We start from the raw sequence: 20,812 nt of genomic DNA on the forward strand, positions 1-20,812 counted from the left end.
AAACCTCTTTGTATTAGACTTAGAGGTTTTTTTGTACATTTAATTCAAACTAACTAAAACTATAACACTATGGAATTAAATTATTTAGCTATTGTGGTTTCGGCCGTTGTACCTTTATTAATTGGTGCAATTTGGTACAACCCAAGCGTATTAGGAACAGCTTGGATGAAAGCTTCTGGCATGACTGAAGAAAAAATGAAAAGCGGAAATATTGCTGTAATTTTTGGTGTAACATTGGTACTATCATTTATGTTAGCCTTTACCGTAAATGGCATGGTTATTCACCAAGTAGGAGCTACGCAGCTGGCATACTCCAATCAAGATGCAGAATCTTTTAAAGCCTTTATGGCAGAGTTTGGTAACATGCACCGAAGCTACGGTCATGGTGCTTTGCATGGTGCCATTGGTGCCATATTTTTCGTATTGCCAGTTCTGGGTATTAATGCCCTTTTTGAAAGAAAAGGGTGGAAGTATATCTTAATCAATGTTGGTTATTGGGTAATTACCTTAGCTATTATGGGAGCCATACTTTGTGGTTGGAAATAATCAATTAAAGCATAAAAAAAATCCGAAGTGAAAACTTCGGATTTTTTATGGATAATAATTAATTTCTTAAAATTTTAATCATTAAAAGAATAAATAAAATAATGAGTAAATAAAGTAAAATTTTGTCAGCTTGTAATTTTTGAAAAAAAGAAGATTTAATTGGGCTATATAATGTGTCATAAAATGAGCGTTTGCTTTCTCTTAACTCTCTAATAATTTTTTCAGTATCACTCTTATTTTCAATACCAATGTTTTCGGTGTAGACATCTTGAAATTTCATTAACTCGTCCTCAAGTTTTTTTGCCAAGTTTATATCATATGATTTAAAAAGAGGGAGTATTTCAAAATGAAAACTGTTTTTAAGTTTATGCAAGCTTTTTTCTTTTTTAGCCTTATTTTCAAGGTATTCCTTTGTTATTTCTTTGTAATCTGAGAGCAGCTGTTTTCGAGATTCTTTAAATTCATTAAAAATAGATTTAAAAAATTTTTCAATTTTTTCTAAATTAGAGTTAACAATAATTTCAATGTACCAGCTTTTTTTTCTATCGTGATACATTTGATAATTATTAAAAGCCACAGATAGCCCGAATATAATTACTGTAATTATTAACCCTAATTCTTCAATTTTCATAATTAAAATCCAAAACCTTTTTTAGAATCTCTCAATGAGTTTTTTGCGTATGTAAGAGCCTCATCAATATTGTCACTGATTATTTCTTTTAATATTTCAGATTCATTTTTGTTAAAAACAAAAATGAATTTTTCTTCAAATTTTTCTATACTGCCTAGTTTTTTTATACTGTTGTAGAATAAACCTAAAAAAAAGGAAGGGTTAAAAGATGTAGTACCAAGGGGAATATGTACTAATATTTTATCATGGCTTTCCTCTTTTGTATCTAACTTAAGTTCTTGCCTGACATCTTTACCTTGTGGGCGACCAGTTAACGAAGTACTATTAATACCTCTATAAGGGGTTAAATCAATGTTTAAAATTTTCTCCACTTTAACTAAATTTTGTCTTTAAATTATTTTCATTTAAATAAACCCTGAGGCTGATAATTGTTCCTGGAAAATGTTTTTCAAGTTTTTTCAAATGACTGGTATTAGGAGGGCTGTAGACATCATTACTATCATTTAAAGGTATTATTATTTTTCCATTATCTGAAACAACATATTTGTATTTATTGTCAATATTAATTAAAGTTTTTCCAGAAATAATAGCCATTTTTGGGTGTAAGCCTCTTTCCTTATCCTCATGATCACCAATCTCAAAAAAAGCTCTGAGTAACTTAATTGTTCCAGTACCTCTACCTTCGTCTTCGTACCTTAAACTACTTACGCCTTCATTTAAAGAAAGTAAAGTGACTATATTTTCTTTATCAAACTTACTACTTTTTGAAAGTATTTCATCTGATACTTCATCTAAAAAGCTAAACATTTCTATATTTTCAACTTTTCTCTCCTCGAAACTCTTAAATATAGTTGAACCTAGGTTTAAAAAGTGTAATTGAGCCTCAACTACTTTATCTCCTATTTCCATATCCTTATCTTCAAAAAAATAAGCACAAACGAACCATTCTCCTCTAAAAAATGAATGTTGCTCGGAATTATCTATTGTTTCACTTATTATACCTTCTAGGTTATTAATACCTAATTCTGTCAATTCAAATTTAGAACAGTTTCTAATTTGTTTATTAAAGAATTGTACTATATTTCTGGTAGTTCTTTTTTTCCTGCTCTCAACATAGGATTTTGAAGTTCTCTGACCCACATACCTTCTTTTCAGAACAGGAATTAATTCCTTGTCATCAATATCAATATCAAATAAAAGTTTATTATCAATTATGCACAACCTTTTATTTACTTCATTATTTTCAGATTTTATAACCTCAATTTGATTAGTGATCTTTAATCTTAATTTTGGTTGGAGCTTTTGTTTGTACTCAAAAACTTCTAATAATAGATTTTCCAACAGAAAAAGACTTATCATCTGAACCTTTTTACATTTTTTAAAAGAAAGTCTTACTGTTTCGTTATAAAGAGCATCATACGAATAAACCGCAGTATAAATTTTAGAAATACTCTCTTCGTAATTTTCAGTAATTGAAAAAACTTTTGGAAAAAAAATTGTTTTCTGAATTTCTAATTTTTCAAAAACTTCATTTTCACTCAAAAACTTGTAAGCAGGCGATTTTTTTGTCTTTAAAATTCTTCGTTCGGCACCAATCAGGTGCTTAACATACTTTTGCTGTTTTTCAGTATTATAAAACTTACTTTTTCTTTTTTGATTTCTCCTCCTCCTCGATTCCGCAAGCGAATTAAGTTTTGACTTATATTTACCGTCTTTGTAATACATTAATTTTTATTCGTCATCGTTTTTCTTTTTGGCATTTTTCATAGCTTCCCCAATTTGGTTACTCGCGGTAAAACTTGCCACCATATCATTAAGCATGTTACTACCAGCCTGTGGTGCATTTGGAAGTAAAATTAAGTTACTGTTAGTTTCTTCACCTAAAGACTGAAGCGTATCATAATGCTGGGTTACAACAATAAGAGCAGATGCCTCCTGCGAGTTAATACCAACTCTGTTTAAAACCTCTACAGATTCTTCCAAACCACGAGCAATCTCACGTCTTTGGTCTGCAATACCTTGACCTTGTAAACGCTTACTTTCAGCTTCAGCCTTAGCTTTCTCAACAATTAAAATACGTTGTGCATCACCTTCAAACTGTGCGGCGATTTTTTCACGTTCAGATGCATTAATACGGTTCATAGCAGCTTTTACTTGAGCATCAGGATCAATATCTGTTACAAGGGTTTTTATAATATCAAAACCGTAATCTAACATCGCGTCATTCAATTCAGCTTTAACCGCCAACGCAATGTCATCCTTCTTAACAAAAACATCATCGAGTTTCATTTTTGGAACTTCCGCGCGCACCACATCAAAGACGTAAGATGTAATTTGTTCATGTGGATAGTCTAATTTATAAAAAGCATCATAAACTTTCTGCGTTAAAACCCTATATTGAACAGAGACCTTTAAACGCACAAAAACGTCGTCTAAAGTTTTAGTTTCTATAATAACATCTAATTGTTGAATTTTTAAACTCAAACGGCCAGCAATACGATCTACCAAAGGAATTTTTAATCTTAAACCCGATTGCGCTATATACTGAAAACGACCAAAGCGTTCTACAATGGCTGCAGTTTGTTGCTTGACAATAAAAAAAGAAGAAATTAAAATAACGAGTCCAAAAAAAACAATTGGTATTAAGTAAATAGGAAAATTCATAGCGATTTTGTTAAATAACGGTTATAAATATGTTTGTACTAAATTAAGCTATATTTGTTTCGAATTGATAAGTAAATCATGAAAAAACAAAGAGATACCTTATTAGTAGTTATTTGTATGGCTTTTGTTACACTTTGCATTGCTCAACATAAGCGTTATGCCATAAAAAATGGAATAGGTCTGCAAGGTGGTGTAACACAGTTTGATATTATCACAGATAATTTTGTGACTAAAAAGAACACCGGATTTATAGGTGGCTTATCTGCTTCTGTAGATATTCCTCAAAAATGGTATAATGTAAGCTATAACATTGCGCTTTCTCAAAATCATATGGATATTGCTGCATTTTCATTAGTTAATCCAACAGAAGAATTTGTAGAATACAAGTTGCTCACGGCTCAATTATCATTTTTATTTCATGCTAAATTAATAGGAAGTAACCTAACCTTAGATTTAGGGCCAATGCTACAATACAACGGAGATTTAGAACTTAAAGACAGCTCCAAAGAAGGTTATATAATATCTAATTACGATACCCTTTTAACCGAAGATATTTCTAAAATTTCAAACTTCAACGTAAATGGAGCAGTGGGTTTGTCTGCTGGTTTTGGTGCGTTTAGACTAAGAGCGCAATACATTTATGGTTTTACTAATATTTTAGGAAAATTAAATGATGAAGACCTTAACGTTGGTACAAGTGATAACAAATTTAAAGGCAACCAGTCTATGATTGCCTTTACTGCTATTATTACGTTTTAGTAATTGTTTGTCATTGCGAATCACGTCAAAAGCGTGATTTGGCAATCTCAAAATAAAAAGATTACCACGTCATTCGCGCCTCATCCCTAGTAATGATAAAGCTAAATCGTCTTCACCAAAGCCTCAATACGTTTAACCGTTTCGACTTTACCAATCATATGCATAATATTAAACACATCTGGTCCTTGTAAGGCACCAACAAGCGCTAAACGTAATGGCATCATCACTTTTCCGAAGCCAATGTCGTTGTCAGTAATCCAGCCTTTTATATTGGCTTGAAGATTTTCTACCGTAAAATCTTCGGTTGAATTTACCAATTCAATCACTTTATTTAAAATCTCATCGGTACCTTCTTTTAAAGCCTTTTTAGATGCTTTTTCATCATAATCTGTAGGTGACACAAAGAAGAAGTGACTCAATTCCCAAAAATCACTTACAAACGTTGCACGTTCTTTAATTAAGCCCACAACTAAAGCAATGTAATTCACATCAATATCTTTCAACAAAATGTTTTTTGATTGAAATTCTGTTGCCAATTCCAAGTCTAACTGCTGTTGCATATAATGATGATTAAACCATTTCGTTTTATCAGGATCAAAACGTGCACCTGCTTTGTTAACTCTTGCTAAATCAAAATCATTTACCAACTGTTCTAAACTGAAAATTTCTTGCTCAGTACCCGGATTCCAGCCTAAAAATGCCAAGAAATTCACCACAGCTTCTGGGAAATAACCATCTTCCTTATAACCTCTGGAAACCTCATTGGTTTTAGGGTCTGTCCAAGCTAATGGAAATACAGGAAAACCTAATTTATCACCATCACGCTTGCTTAATTTTCCCTTTCCTGTTGGTTTTAAGATTAAAGGCAGATGTGCAAATTCTGGTGCTTCCCAACCAAAAGCATCATATAATAATTTGTGCAAAGCCAGTGATGGTAACCATTCTTCACCACGAATAACGTGTGTGATTTCCATTAAATGGTCATCTACAATATTAGCAAGATGATAGGTTGGCATTCCATCACTTTTAAACAAAATCTTGTCATCAAGAATGTTAGTATCTATAGAAATATCGCCTCTAATAATATCCTTTAGTTGCAAAGTTTTATCTTGTGGCGATTTAAAACGCACAACATAATCGTCGCCAGCATTAATCTTTGCTTGGGTTTCTTCTTCAGAAAGTACCAAAGAATTTACCAAACGTCCTTTTTCACGATTGTGCCAGTTGTAGATAAAGGTTTTACCTTCTGCTTCGTGTTGTTTTCTGTGTGCATCTAATTCTTCCGAAGTATCAAAAGCATGGTAAGCTTTGCCTTCAGCAATCAATTGATCAGCATATTGTTTGTACAAATGCTTACGCTCACTTTGTCTGTATGGACCAAATTTTTCGTTTTTAGAGCTTGTACTGAGCGTAGTCGAAGTAGGACCTTCATCAAACGGAATACCACACCAGTTTAAGGATTTTACAATGTAATCTTCTGCACCTTCTACATAACGGTTTTGGTCGGTATCTTCTATACGCAACACAAAATCGCCATTGTGTTTTTTGGCAAATAAATAATTGAATAAAGCAGTTCTTACACCACCAATATGTAAAGGTCCTGTTGGACTGGGCGCAAAGCGCACACGTACTTTTTTTGACATAATATAATTTCAAAAATTAAGTCTGATTGTCACACTGAGCGTAGTCGAAGTGTCTTCAAAAGCAAGTGCCAACCATAACAGTGGCAAAGATAAATTTTTGAAACTCAAAGTTCAAAGTTTAAAGTTCAAAGTTTTGGGAACTGAAGACTGAGACTGAAAACTAATTTAACACCATGCTTCTCGGCACACGCTTATTCATAATCTTAAACCAAAGAGGTGGCATCATTGCCAATACCATCGACGTTGGATAGCCAAATGGCATTTGCGGACTATCATCGTGGCAATCTAAGATTTGATATTTTTTTGAAGACTTAAAATGATGATCGCTATGGCGTGTTAATTCATATAACACAATGCGACCGATAACGTGATTAGAGTTCCACGAGTGTATTTCTTTTACACGTTCGTAACGACCAGACTTGGTTTTTAAACGCAGTAAACCATAATGTTCAATATAGTTGACAGTTTCTAGTAGGATGAAACCAACCACACCTGCACAAACAGCAAATAGCAAAGCTGTAGCTCCTAAAAGAACTATAACTAACACCAAATACATCAGTTGAAAAATGGTATACCACAACATATCATTCTTATAAGAAAAGAAGGATTGCTTGTTGTTTTTCAATAGTTTCTTCTGAATGCTCCAAGCATTAAAATACTGTCTAATCGTAGACGTCAACCAAAACGAATACACACTTTGATTGTATTTTGCAGTTGCAGGATCTTCTGGTGTGGCAGCGTGAAGATGATGCCCAAAATTATGTTCAATATAAAAATGCATATAAAAAGAGGGTAGAAGCAAAGCCTTACCCAAAAAGCGTTCGTTGGTTTGTTGTCTGTGCCCAAGCTCGTGACCAACATTAATGCCGTTAACGCCTAAAACAATACCAACGGAAAAAATGAGTCCGACAAACTCATAAGTTTCGAAGGGTTGACGAGCAACCAAAATCAAAGCATAGATTACAATACCATAAACAATAGGTAAGTTGAGGTAAAGTAACCAATCAAAAATCTTACGTTTTAGTCTGCTATCTACCTCTTCAGATTGAAGATTAGTAGTATCTACAGGAAAAATAAGTTCTAAAACCGGAATACAAACAAAGGCAAAAATAGGTGTAGCCCAAACCCAATAGCTCTGAAAACTAAGTCCTAAAACTGCCATAATTGGAATTGAAAATGCTGCTAAATATTTAAGGTCTTTCATTTATAGGCTGATTATTAACAGTTAATCCCTCTAAATTAACACAATCTTACCAAATTTAGGAAATCATCAATTAAAATAAAATTGTAGTTTAGTAAGTTAGAATGTCACATCGAGCGCAGTCGAGATGTTTTTGTTGTGAGATAATGAGGTTCTCGACTGCGCTCGAACTGACAGAAAGAAATAACAGCCAAGAATGAGCAATTTCGAAACCATAAAAAACAAACTACAGCAATTCATTAAAAAATATTATACTAATGAACTGCTAAAAGGCGCCATTTTATTTTTCGCCATTGGCTTGTTATATCTCATTATAACGCTATTTGTGGAATATGTGTTTTGGCTCAACCCAATAGCAAGAACCATTTTATTTTGGGTGTTTGTAGCTGTGGAAGTGGCTTTGTTTGTTAAGTTTATTGCTATTCCGTTAGCACATTTATTCAATCTAAGGCAAGGTATAGATTACGAAACTGCTTCAAAATTAATAGGCAATCATTTTCCTGAAGTCAATGATAAATTGTTGAATGTACTTCAGCTGAACCAAAGTCCACAGCAATCCGATTTATTATTAGCAAGTATAGAGCAGAAGTCGCAAGAATTGCAACCCATTCCTTTCAAATCGGCAATTAATTTTAAGACCAATACTAAGTATTTAAAATATGCAGCTATTCCTGTGGTCATCATTTTGATGTCTTACATCACAGGAAAAATCGATTGGTTTAGTGATAGTTATGAGCGTGTAGTCAACTACAAAACAGCCTATGAGCCACCAGCACCTTTTCAATTTTTTGTTCTGAATGAAAACCTTCAAGCTATTGAAGGTAAGGACTTTAAGTTAAAGGTAAAAACCGCAGGAGATGTTATTCCAGAGAATGCTCAGATTCAATTCAACGGTCAATCGTATTATTTACAACAGGTTGCACCAGGTGAATTTCAATACACGTTTAATCTACCAAAAAACAATATAGAATTCAGTTTATCAGCTAACGACGTTAATTCAAAACCGTATGAATTACAAGTGGTAAACACACCAAACTTGGTCAATTTTGAAATGCTGTTAGACTATCCATCGTACACACAAAAGCAAGATGAGGTATTAAAAAGTACAGGTTCTGCGGTTGTTCCAGAAGGGACAAAAGTCACATGGAAAGCAATGACCAAAGCCACAAATGCGGTCCATATTTATGCCGAAGATACCTTAACGTTTTCAAAAAACGACAATAACAATTTTGAAGCGACCAAGCGATTATTCAGAAACTATAATTACAACATTTCAACCAGTAACGAAAATCTAAAGGATTACGAAAATCTGGCTTACAATATTTCGGTTGTCAAGGATTTACATCCAGAGCTCAACATTAAAATGCAAATCGATTCCTTAGACCAGCAAAGTATGTATTTCTATGGTCAGGCGAGCGACGATTTTGGCTTGTCAAAATTGAATTTGGTGTACTATCCAACAGAAGATGAAACTCAGAAAGTGGTCGAACCGATTAGCATTTCAAAATCTAATTTTAGTGAGTTTGTGAGTGCGTTTCCAAATCAATTCAATTTAGAAGAAGGCGTCAGCTACCAATTGTATTTTGAGGTTTATGATAACGACGCTATTCACAATTATAAGCGAACAAAAAGTAGTGTGTTTAGTTACCGAAAATTAACTAAGGACGAAGAAGAGCAGAAGCAATTACAAGAGCAGAATGAAACGATAAAAGATATTGGCAAAACGTTTGAAAAATTAGAAGAGCAAGACAAAAAGCTTGAAGAATTTTCTAAAACCCAAAAGGAAAAGCAAGAACTTAATTTTAACGATAAAAAGAAGTTTGAAGACTTCTTAAAACGTCAAAAACAGCAAGAGCAGTTGATGAAAAATTTCAACAAAAAGCTGCAGGATAATTTAGAAGAATTTCAAGAAGAAAAGAAAGAAGACCAATTTAAAGAAGACTTAAAAGAGCGTCTTAAAGAGAACGAAGAAAAGCTAAAGCAAGATGAAAAATTGCTTGAAGAATTAGAAAAGCTGAAAGATAAAATCAACAAAGAAGAGTTTACCCAAAAACTTGAAGAATTAGCCAAACAAAACAAAAATAAAAAACGAAGTATGAAGCAACTCTTAGAGTTGACCAAGCGTTTTTATGTAATGAAAAAGGCTGAAAAAATTGCCAATCAGTTAGACGATTTAGCGAAGAAGCAAGAAGAACTTTCTAATAAAGACAAAGAGAACACCAATGAAAAGCAAGACGAATTAAATAAAGAATTCGAAAAGCTTCAAAAAGATATCGAAGATTTAAAACAAGAGGACAGACGTTTACAAAAACCGATGAATGTTCCTGTGGATGAGTTTTTAGAAGACGGTGTGAAGTTTGACCAAAAGGAAGCTAAAGAAGCACTTGAGAAGAAAGAAGAGAAAGAGAGTGAAGGTAAACCTAGTGAAGCACAAGAACAACAGCAAAACGCTCAGGAAAAGCAGAAAAAGGCTGCTAAAAAGATGAAGCAGATGAGTGAGCAGATGATGCAAATGTTATCTGGTGGTGGCGGTGGTGGAGGCGACCAAGCTTCTGAAGATGCCGATGCCTTACGTCAAATTCTTGAGAATCTTTTATTGTTTTCTTTCGACCAGGAAGCGTTGATGAATACTTTTGAGAGTATTGATATTAATAATAACAAATACGGTAAATACATCATTAACCAAAGTAATTTAAGAGAGCACTTTGAGCACATTGATGATAGTTTGTTTGCTTTGTCTTTGCGTCAACCAAAGATTTCTGAGAAGGTAAATGAGCAAATCACAGAGGTGTATTTCAATATAGATAAAGCGCTTGGTCAATTGACTGAAAACCGCATATATCAAGGTGTGTCTTCTCAGCAATATGTTATCACAGCAAGTAATGAATTGGCGAGCTTTTTGAGTGATGTTTTAGATAATATGGAGATGCAGATGAATTCTGCTATGGGCTCTGGCGGAGGAGGAGGGCAACAACTTCCAGACATTATTTTGAGTCAAGAAGAGCTTAATAAGCAAATGGAAGAGGGTGTAAAAAAGAACGAGCAAGGAAAACAAGGTGAAGAGGGCAAGCAAGGTGAGGGTGAAAAGCCAGGACAAGAAGGTAACGAAGGCAAAGAAGGCGAGGGAAAACAGCCAGGAGAACAAGGACAAGAAGGTCAGCAAGGACAGAGTGGACAAAGTGGCGAGAATGGACAGTCTGGAGAACAGCAAGGCAAAGGTGGGAAGAACGGAAAAAATGGCCAACAGGATGGAGACGGTAATCAAGAAGGTAGTGAAGGTAAAAACGGAAATGACGGCAAAGGAAAAGACGGCAAAGGAAAAAATGGTAAAAACGGAAATGGTTCTAATGGAGATGGTAATGGGGAAGAACAAAATGATGGTTATGGTGAAGGTGGAAGAGAAGAACAAAATGAAGAATTATTCAAAATTTATCAGCAACAACAACAATTACGTCAGGCACTAGAAGACCGTTTATCTAAGGAAGGTAAGATTGAATCTGCTGGCGAATTGATAAAGCAAATGGAAGATATAGAGTTGGATTTATTGAACTACGGTTTCACAAATCAAACGCTTCAAAAGATGATGGATGTACAACATCAATTATTAAAATTGGAAAATGCCACCTTTATGCAAGGTCAGGATACGAAGCGTGAATCTGAAACAAATAAGAAGGATTTCGACACCAACAATCCAAGTCAAATTCCAACAGCAAAACAATACTTTAACACTACAGAAATATTAAACAGACAAGCACTACCTTTGCAGAATCATTTCAGGAAAAAGATTCAAGAATATTTCAAAAGCAATGATTAGTTTTAATTACGAAACCGATTTTAAATTAGAGAAGGAAACACAGATGTCCGAGTGGATTTCTAAAAGCATTAATTCAGAAAATTGTAAAGAAGGAGAGTTGAATTACATCTTCTGTTCCGATGATTATCTGCATAAAATTAATGTTGATTTTTTAAATCACGACACGTTAACAGACATCATCAGTTTTGATTATTCGGTAGGAAAAGAACTACACGGAGACATCTACATTTCAGTAGAACGTGTAGAAGATAATGCTATAGATTTTGATGTGTCTTTTGAGGATGAATTGGCACGTGTAATGATTCACGGTATTCTGCATTACTGTGGATATAAAGACAAGACTGAGGAAGATGCTAAGTTGATGCGCTCTAAGGAAGAGTACTATTTGAGTACGCGTTCTTAGTCTTGTGTTTTCGATGTATCTTTGCACGTTTATTTTTAATGAAATTCTAGTTGTTCCACGTGGAACAATTGCTTGGTGGCTTCGAGGGCCTCTGCCACCAAACTGAAATGGTCACTGAGGCTCTCGAAGTGATAAAAGCAGAACAGAATGTTTAATGAAGTTTACGATGTAATAGTAGTTGGTGCAGGTCACGCAGGAAGTGAAGCTGCTGCTGCTGCTGCCAATATGGGAAGTAAGACGTTGTTAATTACAATGAATCTCCAAAATATTGCACAGATGTCTTGTAATCCTGCTATGGGTGGAATTGCAAAAGGACAAATTGTGCGTGAAATTGATGCGCTTGGTGGTTATAGCGGAATTGTGTCTGACACATCTGCTATTCAATTCAAGATGCTTAACAAATCTAAAGGACCTGCAATGTGGAGTCCTAGAGTGCAGTCCGACAGAATGCGTTTTGCTGAAGACTGGAGATTGCTGTTAGAGCAAACACCTAATCTCGATTTTTATCAAGAAATGGTGTCTGGGTTAATCATAGAAAACAATAAAATAGTTGGCGTAAAGACCTCTCTTGGTATTGAAGTAAAAGCCAAAACCGTTGTGCTTACAAATGGTACTTTTTTAAATGGTTTAATACATATCGGAGACAAAAACTTTGGTGGAGGTAGAGCAGGAGAAAGAGCTGCTACAGGAATTACAGAAGACCTTATTAAACTTGGTTTCGATTCTGGTAGAATGAAAACAGGAACACCACCAAGAGTCGATGGAAGATCTTTGGATTATTCAAAAATGATTGAACAACCAGGAGATGAAAATCCAGAGAAGTTTTCATATTTAGATGTTACAAAACCTTTGACTGAACAACGTTCTTGTCATATGACTTACACCAGTCCAGAAGTGCACGATTTACTTCGTGAAGGTTTTGATAGATCGCCAATGTTTAATGGTAGAATTAAAAGTGTTGGACCTCGTTATTGTCCATCGATAGAAGATAAGATTAATCGATTTGCAGACAAGGATCGACATCAACTATTTGTAGAGCCAGAAGGATGGAACACGGTTGAAGTTTATGTGAATGGCTTCTCAACATCCTTACCAGAAGATGTTCAGTTTAAGGCGCTACGTTCTGTAGCTGGTTTTGAAAATGTGAAGTTTTTTAGACCTGGTTATGCTATAGAATACGACTATTTTCCTCCGACACAATTAAAGCACACTTTAGAAACAAAGTTGGTTGAGGGTTTATATTTTGCTGGTCAGATTAACGGAACAACAGGTTATGAAGAAGCAGCATCTCAAGGATTAATGGCAGGTATAAATGCGAGCTTAAAAGTACAAGAACGCGATCCTTTTACTTTAAAAAGAGATGAAGCTTATATCGGTGTCTTAATAGATGATTTAATTACAAAAGGTACAGAAGAGCCTTATCGCATGTTTACATCCCGTGCAGAATATAGAACGCTTTTAAGGCAAGATAATGCAGATTTTAGATTAACACCCAAAGGATATGAACTTGGTTTAGCTTCTGAAAAGCGATTAAAACGAATGGAAGAAAAGCAATCAAAAGCTTCAAATTTTGTTCAGTTTTTTAAAGACACAAGTGTAACGCCAGAAGAAATAAATCCGATTTTAGAATCAAAACATTCTGCAAAAGTGAAGCAACAAGATAAGATGTTTAAGTTGTATGCTCGACCAAATATCACGATTGAAGATATGCAAAAAGTGGCTTCTGTAGATGCTTATATTTCTGAAAACAGTTTAGATGCCGAGGTTATAGAGCAAACTGAAATTCAGGTTAAATATGCTGGTTATATTGAAAAGGAAAAGAACAATGCAGATAAGTTAAATCGCCTTGAAAATGTAAAAATCCCATTAAACTTTGATTATTCAAAACTGAAATCTATGAGTATGGAAGCAAGGCAAAAGTTAACCGAAATTCAGCCAGTAACCATTTCACAAGCATCAAGGATTAGCGGAGTATCGCCTAATGACATTTCTGTTTTATTGGTGTATTTAGGCAGGTAAAATTCCTGCGAAAGCAGGAATTTCAAGAATTAAAGACATATATGTTCCACGTGGAACAACGATGGTGGCTTCGAGAGCCTCAGCCACCGATTTTGGTCATTGAGGCTCTCGAAATGACCAACTAATGATAAACGACAAACCAACATATCTCACCGTAAAAGATCATTCCGTTTCTGGAGAAGAATTTCAATTATTGCACAATGAGGCATTGGATATGTTGGAAACATTTCCACAACCTCAGAGCGAAAAACTCTCAGAATATTACAAAAGTGAAGACTACATTTCGCACACAGATGCCAAGCGAAATCTGTTTGAAAAAGTGTATCATTTAGTCAGAATGATTTCTTTAAAACGAAAACTGAAACTGATTAATTCATTTCAGTCCGAAGAAAAAACACTTTTAGATATTGGATGTGGAACAGGCGATTTTTTAGAAACCGCAAAAAACAATAATTGGAATGTTGTTGGAGTAGAGCCAAACGAACAAGCAAGAACAATTGCTAATTCTAAATCCAACAATTCGGTTTTTGATATTCAACATTTAGAAACTTTAAAAGAAAACAGTTTTGATGTGATTACTCTTTGGCACGTTTTAGAACATTTGCCAAATTTAGATATGCAAGTAAAACTTTTAAAGCGCTTACTTAAACCAAACGGAACTTTGGTAATTGCTGTGCCAAACTTTAAGAGTTACGATGCGCAACATTATAAAAACTTTTGGGCTGCTTATGATGTGCCGAGACACCTTTGGCATTTTTCAAAAACGTCAATTGAAAAACTGTTTCACGACGAACAATTAAAATTAGTAAAAACACTACCAATGAAATTCGACGCTTATTATGTGAGTCTACTTTCAGAAAAATATAAATCAGACTTTATGAATCCCATCAAAGCATTTTGGATTGGATGGCGCTCAAATCTAAAAGGAAATCGTTCTAAGGAGTATTCTTCTCATATTTATGTCTTAAAATTTAAAGATAATTAGAATTAACCCTCCTATGCGCCTTATCTCTTGTTAAATAATAAGTTGGGTTAGAGAAATTATAAAAGCGCTTAAAAGGCTTCATTTAAGCTTAAAATTAATAGGTATTAGTTATTTATTGTTCCATTTGTAATTGATTTTCTTTATACCATAAAAAAATACTCAAACACAGTTCAACTTTTATACATTTGCAAAAATTTAATTTAAATCATAACATGAAAAGAGCAATTGCCCTATTAATTATTTTAATTTCATTTTCGTCTTGCCAGGAGCAACAAAAAATTGGATTTATAGACAGAACAAAAGCGATCAACGAATATCAAGCTAAAAAAGATATTGAAGATAAGTACAAACCCAAAAACGATGCTTATATAAAAAGACGCGACAGTTTGGTAAAGCAATTTGAATTTGATTATCAAAATGCTGCAGTAAGAGCGCAAAGCATGAGTCCTAAAAAACAACAAGAGCTAGCTCAAGAGTTTCAGCAGCGAGATGCGTTATTAAGACAGCAAATACAGTTTGAAAAAGAAGCATTAGAAAAAGAGTTTACTACCGAAATTGACTCAGCGATGTCTAAGTTTAAGACGTTTGTAAAAAATTACGGAAAATCTAATGGGTATACCTTTATTTTGGGTACGAGTGACATATCAAATTCAGTAATGTACGGAGCAGAAACTACCGATATTACAGACACCGTAATTAAGGCCTTAAATGAAGACTATAAAAAGTAATTAATACTTATTAAATAAAGCAAAATTAGCCGAGCTTATACTTGGCTTTTTTTATGTAAAAACCTTGTTAACTTAATTGATAGATCTGTAAGAATTATCTTAGAGCTACCATTGCGCTCAATATGATACATAGCATCTTGTAATTCATTAGAAATGTCTAAAATATTACCATCATGCACGAATGGTGCAAATTTTTCTAACTGAAAATTCTCTGCGCGTGGCTCTAAATATACAAGAGAACTTGCGTTGTAATTAAGAAGCAAGGCTTGTCTAAAATAGTTGAGGCAAAACGCTAAAAATTTTTTCTGTGTTTCTCTTCCGGTTTTTGCAATTTCTTCAGACCACGAAATTAAGTCATGTATGGCTTTTTTATTGCCTTTAGCTTTAAAGGCAGAGCGTACCCAAAAGACAAACCATTTTTCAAATAGAATGTCTTCGCTATCTTGATAAACAAGATCGCAAGCCTTGTTGTAATTGCCGTTTGCCTGGTGTGCAATCCTGCTAGCAACCGACTTTTCTATATGGTAATTGTCTACTAAAGCATTAGAAATAATAGCCTCTGTTAATGGCGGAAAATGTAGAATTTGACAACGGGACCTAATCGTATTTATAATCTGTTCTTCATCTTCAGCAATGAGAATAAAAATGGTTTTCTCAGGTGGTTCTTCGATTAATTTTAGCAACTTATTAGCGGCAGCAGTATTAATTTTTTCTGCCATCCAGATAATCATTATCTTATAACCACCTTCGTAAGACTTTAAGGTTAATGATTTTACGATTTCAGAAGCTTCATCTACACCTATTTGGCCTTGTTTATTGTCTACACCTAATAATTTATACCAATCAAAAAGATTTCCATAAGGTTGTTCTTCAAGGAGTTGCCTCCATTCTTCTAGATAAAATTTAGAAACAGGTTTGCTTTTTACTTTGTCACTTGTTGTTACTGGAAAAGCAAAGTGTAGGTCTGGATGAGAGAAATTTTCAAATTTAAGATTACAAGATTCGTTGCCTCCCAAATTTTCGCCATTGGTATTATTACACAAGATATATTGTGCATATGCTATGGCCATTGGTAAAGTTCCGGAGCCTTCAGGACCAACAAATAACTGGGCATGTGCAATTCTGCCGTCATCTACACTTTTTGTGAGATGATTTTTAATATGTGTTTGTCCTAAAATCTTTGAAAACTGCATATGGCAAAACTAGTAATATTTTATCGTTTTAAAATAGATATGTACTCGCTATGTTACTAGTTGGTTATTTTCTCCTGTTATTGAAACTCTACAGTTGGCTTTTGAGCAATATGCGTGTATATTTGTGATACAAATTTTATGTAAATGAAGACACTAAACGATTTCAATTTCAAAGATAAAAAGGCTTTAATTAGAGTAGATTTTAATGTACCGTTAAACGACACTTTTGAAGTAACTGATGCTACAAGAATAGTTTCTGCAAAACCAACAATTATTAAAATTTTAGAAGATGGCGGAAGTTGTATTTTAATGTCCCATTTAGGAAGACCCAAAGGAGCCCAAGATCAGTTTTCTTTAAAACACATTAGATTCAAGGTATCAGACATACTCGGTGTAGAAGTAAAGTTTGCATCAAATTGTGTTGGTGCGGAAGCAGAAGAAAAAGCAAATGCGTTACAATCTGGTGAAATTCTGCTGCTTGAAAATTTACGTTTTCATGAAGAAGAAACTAAAGGGGATAAAAATTTTGCAGAGCAGTTATCTAAGCTAGGTGATATTTACGTAAATGATGCTTTTGGTACAGCACACAGAGCCCATGCATCTACAACAATAGTAGCACAATTTTTTCCAGAATCTAAGTGCTTTGGTCACCTATTAGCAAAAGAAATAGAAAGTATTAAAAAAGTGTTAGAAGATGGTGAAAAACCTGTATTAGCAGTACTTGGTGGAGCAAAGGTGTCTTCAAAAATTACGGTTATCGAGAATATTTTAGATAAGGTAGATCACCTTATTATTGGTGGTGGAATGACATTTACATTCATTAAAGCTCTAGGAGGTAAAATAGGTGATTCAATTTGCGAAGACGACAAAATGGAGTTAGCCTTAGATATCCTAAAACAAGCCGAAGCAAAAGGAGTTAAAATTCATTTACCTGTAGATGTTGTTGCTGCGGATGCTTTTAGTAATGATGCAAATACGCAGATTTGCGACGTAAGACAAATACCAGATGGCTGGCAAGGTTTGGATGCAGGACCAGAATCTCTTAAAATTTTTGATACGGTTGTCAGCGAAAGTAAAACTATACTTTGGAATGGACCTCTCGGTGTTTTTGAAATGGAATCTTTTGCTAAAGGTACTATAGCTTTAGGCGATTCTATAGCAAACTCTACAAAAAACGGAGCATTTTCACTAGTTGGTGGTGGTGATTCTGTTGCGGCAGTAAAACAGTTCGGTTTCGAAAATAAAGTGAGCTACGTGAGCACAGGAGGAGGAGCCATGTTAGAAAGTCTTGAAGGCAAAACACTTCCTGGTATTGCTGCAATTTTAGAATAACCGTTTTATTGAAACTTAATTTAGAGAGTAAAACGCACAAAAAATACTATTTTTAGACCTACTGACGTTACGTATAGTAGGTCTTTTTTTAAATATATGCATTACAAATACAATATTTTCACCTTCGTTCTTTGTTTGCTGACCATTGGGTTTTCGCAAACAAAGAGAGATACAATTATTCCAATACATAAAACAGGAGATTCTATAATTGATGGAAAATCACTTAATAGCGGAAAAATTATTCCAGCAGAACCAGATACTTTAAACATCAAAAACCTTAAGGACCATCCTGAAGCTGCAGAATTAGATCAAAAATGGCTTGAAGAATTATATAGTGATGCTCTTTACGATACAATTTATAAATCAATCACAGAGCTTACTTATGAGCCTGTTGACTACCCAGAATTATCAACAGACACTCTAAAGGCTAGATTAAAACGTCTCAATGCGAGAACACCATTTAATGTAGAGTATAATCCGTCTCTAGAAAATGTTATAAAACGCTATTTAAAACATAGAAGAACGTCTTTGGAACGCCTAATGGGATTGAGTCATTTTTATTTTCCGATGTTTGAAGCAGAATTTGATAATTACAATATTCCATTAGAGATGAAGTATTTATCAATTGTAGAATCTGCATTAAAGCCAAGGGCAAGATCTAGAGTAGGAGCCACAGGTTTGTGGCAATTTATGTTTGGTACAGGAAAAGAGTACAATTTAGACGTAAGCAGTTATGTAGATGAACGCAGCGATCCAATACGTTCTACAACAGCAGCAGCAAAATATTTATCGCGTTTGTATAAAGTTTTTGGTGATTGGGATTTAGCACTAGCAGCTTACAACTCTGGGCCTGGTAATGTAAATAAAGCAATACGACGCTCTGGTGGTTACAAGAATTATTGGAATATTAGACCCAACCTACCTCGAGAAACTGCAGGTTACGTACCAGCATTTTTAGCAACTATGTATATTTTCGAGTATGCTGAAGAACATGGTTTTAAGCCAGAACGGCCACCTTTTCAGTTAATACAAACCGATACCATCCATGTAAAACAGATGATAACTTTAGATCAGGTTGCAGAAACTACGGGTGTAAATATTGAAGAACTTCAGTTTTTAAATCCTTCGTACAAATTAGATATTATCCCTAAAATTGAAGGAAAAACCTATGTGCTGCGTTTACCAAGAGAGGCGATAGGAATTTTTACCACAAACGAGGATACAATTTATGCGTTTGCAAAAGCAGAATTTGATAAACGCGAAAAACCCTTACCGCAACTCTTTAATGCAGATACTAAGGTGCGCTATCGTGTAAAAAGCGGAGATTATTTAGGCAAAATCGCAAGACGCTATGGTGTAAGAGTTAGCCAAATAAAACGATGGAACGGATTGCGTAGCAACAATCTAAAAATAGGACAACGTTTAACGATCTACCCAAGAAAACCTGTAGTAACAGCTCAAACCACTAAACCAAAAACATCAGTAAGTACAAGTGGTAAAAAAACCTATAAAGTGAAATCTGGTGACTCACTTTGGAGTATAGCGCAAAAATTTTCTGGAGTTTCTATTCAAAATCTTAAAGATTGGAACGATATTAGTGGTAATAAACTCAAAATAGGAATGACACTTATTGTGTCCGAGTAATAAACCAACAAAAAAATATAAATTATGAGAACGCTTTATGCACTTGTATTATGCTTATTGCTAACGGCTTGTGGAGAAAAAAAGCAAGACGATAAAAAAAGATACTTACCAGAGTCTAACGGAAATTTAAATAGCATTTCGGTGGTTATAGATAACGATTTGTGGGAAGGTAGCATAGGAGAAACCATTAGAAAAACCTTTGCGGCTTCTATTTATGGACTACCAGTAGACGAGCCCATGTTTAAACTTCGCCAAATACCACCGCAAGTATTTGACGGATTTGCTACAAGAAGCAGAATTATTCTTAAGATTGAAAAAGGTGAGGCTATAAAACCTACAACCAAAATAGCAAATGAAGCTTTTGCAAAACCACAAACCGTAGCAATTGTTGGTGGAAAAACAAATCAAGAAATCATTTACCAACTTACTGAAGCTAAAGAAAAAATAATAGACGCTTTTAATAAAGAAGAGGTTAAAGAGAAGCAAAGACGAATTAAGTTAGATCTATTAGATGTTAGCGGTATAGAAAATAAGTTAGGTTTTACTGTTAATATTCCATCTGCATACAGAATAGCTAAAGCGGATGATGATTTCTTTTGGATTAGAAAAAACCTTAGTAACTCCAAGACCATAGAGCTAATGTTTTATGAAGTGCCTTTAGAAACTATCTCTAAAAGTGATAGTACAGTTGTAGACATTGTAAAAATGAGAGACCATATTACAAAAACAAAAATACCTGGTGAAGACGGTATTTATATGGCTATAGATGACGCTTACGCTCCAGGAATGTTTAATGCCATAATAGATAATAAACCTGCTTATGAGATAAGAGGCATTTGGGAAATGAGAGGCTTTACAATGGCTGGACCATTTATTACTTACGCTATAGAAGATAAAGTAAACAAGCGTTATCTTATTGCAGATGGCTACGTTTATGCGCCATCCTTGCAAAAAGCTGAGTATGTCTTTGAGCTAGAATCGATTATAAAATCAATTAAGATTAAGTAACAAAAAAAGCCAACTTTTTAAAGTTGGCTTTTTATTTTTATTTAATAAAAACAATTAATTGTTTTCTTCCTTATCTTGAGTTTCGTCTTTACTCGCATCCTTAAACTCCTTAATACCGCTTCCTAAACCTCTCATTAATTCAGGAATTTTTTTACCGCCAAACAATAACAAGACAGCCAAAGCAATTAACACCCAAGAGCCTGGACCAATTGCACCCAAAAATATACTACTAAAAATCATAA

At 34.3% G+C, this 20,812-nt stretch carries 18 protein-coding genes; 10 read left to right on the top strand and 8 right to left on the bottom strand.

The window, feature by feature from the left end; translation table 11 throughout:
- The first annotated feature begins 69 nt into the window (after positions 1-69).
- Positions 70-546, top strand: a complete 477-nt coding sequence (locus tag BWZ20_RS09110; RefSeq protein WP_076619252.1) for a DUF1761 domain-containing protein — start codon at positions 70-72, stop codon at positions 544-546.
- Positions 547-604: 58 nt separating this feature from the next.
- Here the strand turns inward: BWZ20_RS09110 and BWZ20_RS09115 are convergent, their stop codons facing one another.
- The 4 genes from BWZ20_RS09115 to BWZ20_RS09130 are packed head-to-tail and all read right to left on the bottom strand — an operon-like array spanning position 605 to position 3,841.
- A complete protein-coding gene (locus BWZ20_RS09115) occupies positions 605-1,177 on the bottom strand; it encodes a hypothetical protein (RefSeq protein ID WP_076619254.1) in 573 nt (190 codons plus the stop codon).
- Between the two features lie 2 nt (positions 1,178-1,179).
- Positions 1,180-1,548: a hypothetical protein gene (locus BWZ20_RS09120; protein WP_076619256.1), complete on the bottom strand. Its 369-nt coding sequence runs from the start codon at positions 1,546-1,548 to the stop codon at positions 1,180-1,182.
- 1 nt (position 1,549) lies between these two features.
- Positions 1,550-2,902, bottom strand: a complete 1,353-nt coding sequence (locus BWZ20_RS09125) for a hypothetical protein (protein WP_076619258.1) — start codon at positions 2,900-2,902, stop codon at positions 1,550-1,552.
- Between the two features lie 6 nt (positions 2,903-2,908).
- Positions 2,909-3,841 (bottom strand): SPFH domain-containing protein, encoded by a 933-nt coding sequence (locus BWZ20_RS09130; RefSeq protein ID WP_076619260.1) that lies wholly within the window; start codon positions 3,839-3,841, stop codon positions 2,909-2,911.
- A gap of 78 nt (positions 3,842-3,919) precedes the next feature.
- Between BWZ20_RS09130 and BWZ20_RS09135 the strand changes: the two genes are divergently transcribed.
- Positions 3,920-4,600 carry a hypothetical protein gene (locus tag BWZ20_RS09135; RefSeq protein WP_076619262.1) on the top strand — a complete coding sequence of 227 codons (681 nt, stop codon included), beginning with the start codon at positions 3,920-3,922 and terminating at the stop codon, positions 4,598-4,600.
- Positions 4,601-4,701: 101 nt separating this feature from the next.
- Here the strand turns inward: BWZ20_RS09135 and gltX are convergent, their stop codons facing one another.
- Both gltX and BWZ20_RS09145 read right to left on the bottom strand, forming a co-directional pair.
- Complete coding sequence (gene gltX, locus BWZ20_RS09140) at positions 4,702-6,243, bottom strand: glutamate--tRNA ligase (RefSeq protein WP_076619264.1); 1,542 nt, start codon at positions 6,241-6,243, stop codon at positions 4,702-4,704.
- 160 nt (positions 6,244-6,403) lie between these two features.
- Positions 6,404-7,447, bottom strand: a complete 1,044-nt coding sequence (locus BWZ20_RS09145) for an alkane 1-monooxygenase (protein WP_076619267.1) — start codon at positions 7,445-7,447, stop codon at positions 6,404-6,406.
- Positions 7,448-7,640: 193 nt separating this feature from the next.
- Between BWZ20_RS09145 and BWZ20_RS09150 the strand changes: the two genes are divergently transcribed.
- The 5 genes from BWZ20_RS09150 (at position 7,641) to BWZ20_RS09170 (ending at position 15,393) form a co-directional block, all read left to right on the top strand.
- The gene (locus BWZ20_RS09150; protein ID WP_076619269.1) at positions 7,641-11,258 is read left to right on the top strand and encodes a DUF4175 family protein; all 3,618 of its coding nucleotides are present in this window, start codon (positions 7,641-7,643) and stop codon (positions 11,256-11,258) included.
- Positions 11,251-11,661, top strand: coding sequence for an rRNA maturation RNase YbeY (gene ybeY, locus BWZ20_RS09155; RefSeq protein ID WP_076619271.1), 411 nt, complete (start codon positions 11,251-11,253; stop codon positions 11,659-11,661). Before BWZ20_RS09150 ends, ybeY begins: the two co-directional genes overlap by 8 nt.
- 147 nt (positions 11,662-11,808) lie before the next feature.
- Positions 11,809-13,680, top strand: coding sequence for a tRNA uridine-5-carboxymethylaminomethyl(34) synthesis enzyme MnmG (gene mnmG / locus BWZ20_RS09160; protein WP_076619273.1), 1,872 nt, complete (start codon positions 11,809-11,811; stop codon positions 13,678-13,680).
- Between the two features lie 124 nt (positions 13,681-13,804).
- Positions 13,805-14,665 (top strand): class I SAM-dependent methyltransferase, encoded by an 861-nt coding sequence (locus BWZ20_RS09165; protein ID WP_076619275.1) that lies wholly within the window; start codon positions 13,805-13,807, stop codon positions 14,663-14,665.
- Positions 14,666-14,877: 212 nt separating this feature from the next.
- Positions 14,878-15,393 (top strand): OmpH family outer membrane protein, encoded by a 516-nt coding sequence (locus BWZ20_RS09170; RefSeq protein WP_076619276.1) that lies wholly within the window; start codon positions 14,878-14,880, stop codon positions 15,391-15,393.
- Between the two features lie 35 nt (positions 15,394-15,428).
- Here BWZ20_RS09170 and BWZ20_RS09175 read toward each other — a convergent pair whose 3' ends face one another.
- Entirely contained in the window at positions 15,429-16,586 is a 1,158-nt protein-coding gene (locus BWZ20_RS09175; RefSeq protein ID WP_076619277.1) for an ATP-binding protein, read from the bottom strand.
- A 144-nt stretch (positions 16,587-16,730) separates the two neighbouring features.
- On the opposite strand from BWZ20_RS09175, the gene BWZ20_RS09180 reads away from it, so the two are divergent.
- The 3 genes from BWZ20_RS09180 (at position 16,731) to BWZ20_RS09190 (ending at position 20,570) form a co-directional block, all read left to right on the top strand.
- Complete coding sequence (locus BWZ20_RS09180; RefSeq protein ID WP_076619278.1) at positions 16,731-17,918, top strand: phosphoglycerate kinase; 1,188 nt, start codon at positions 16,731-16,733, stop codon at positions 17,916-17,918.
- A 96-nt stretch (positions 17,919-18,014) separates the two neighbouring features.
- Positions 18,015-19,562, top strand: a complete 1,548-nt coding sequence (locus BWZ20_RS09185) for a LysM peptidoglycan-binding domain-containing protein (RefSeq protein ID WP_076619279.1) — start codon at positions 18,015-18,017, stop codon at positions 19,560-19,562.
- A 24-nt stretch (positions 19,563-19,586) separates the two neighbouring features.
- The gene (locus tag BWZ20_RS09190; RefSeq protein ID WP_076619280.1) at positions 19,587-20,570 is read left to right on the top strand and encodes a DUF4837 family protein; all 984 of its coding nucleotides are present in this window, start codon (positions 19,587-19,589) and stop codon (positions 20,568-20,570) included.
- A gap of 54 nt (positions 20,571-20,624) precedes the next feature.
- Here the strand turns inward: BWZ20_RS09190 and tatA are convergent, their stop codons facing one another.
- Positions 20,625-20,810: a twin-arginine translocase TatA/TatE family subunit gene (gene tatA / locus BWZ20_RS09195; protein WP_076619281.1), complete on the bottom strand. Its 186-nt coding sequence runs from the start codon at positions 20,808-20,810 to the stop codon at positions 20,625-20,627.
- Positions 20,811-20,812: the final 2 nt, after the last annotated feature.

It is taken from the genome of Winogradskyella sp. J14-2, from assembly GCF_001971725.1.
Taxonomy (GTDB): Bacteria; Bacteroidota; Bacteroidia; order Flavobacteriales; family Flavobacteriaceae; genus Winogradskyella.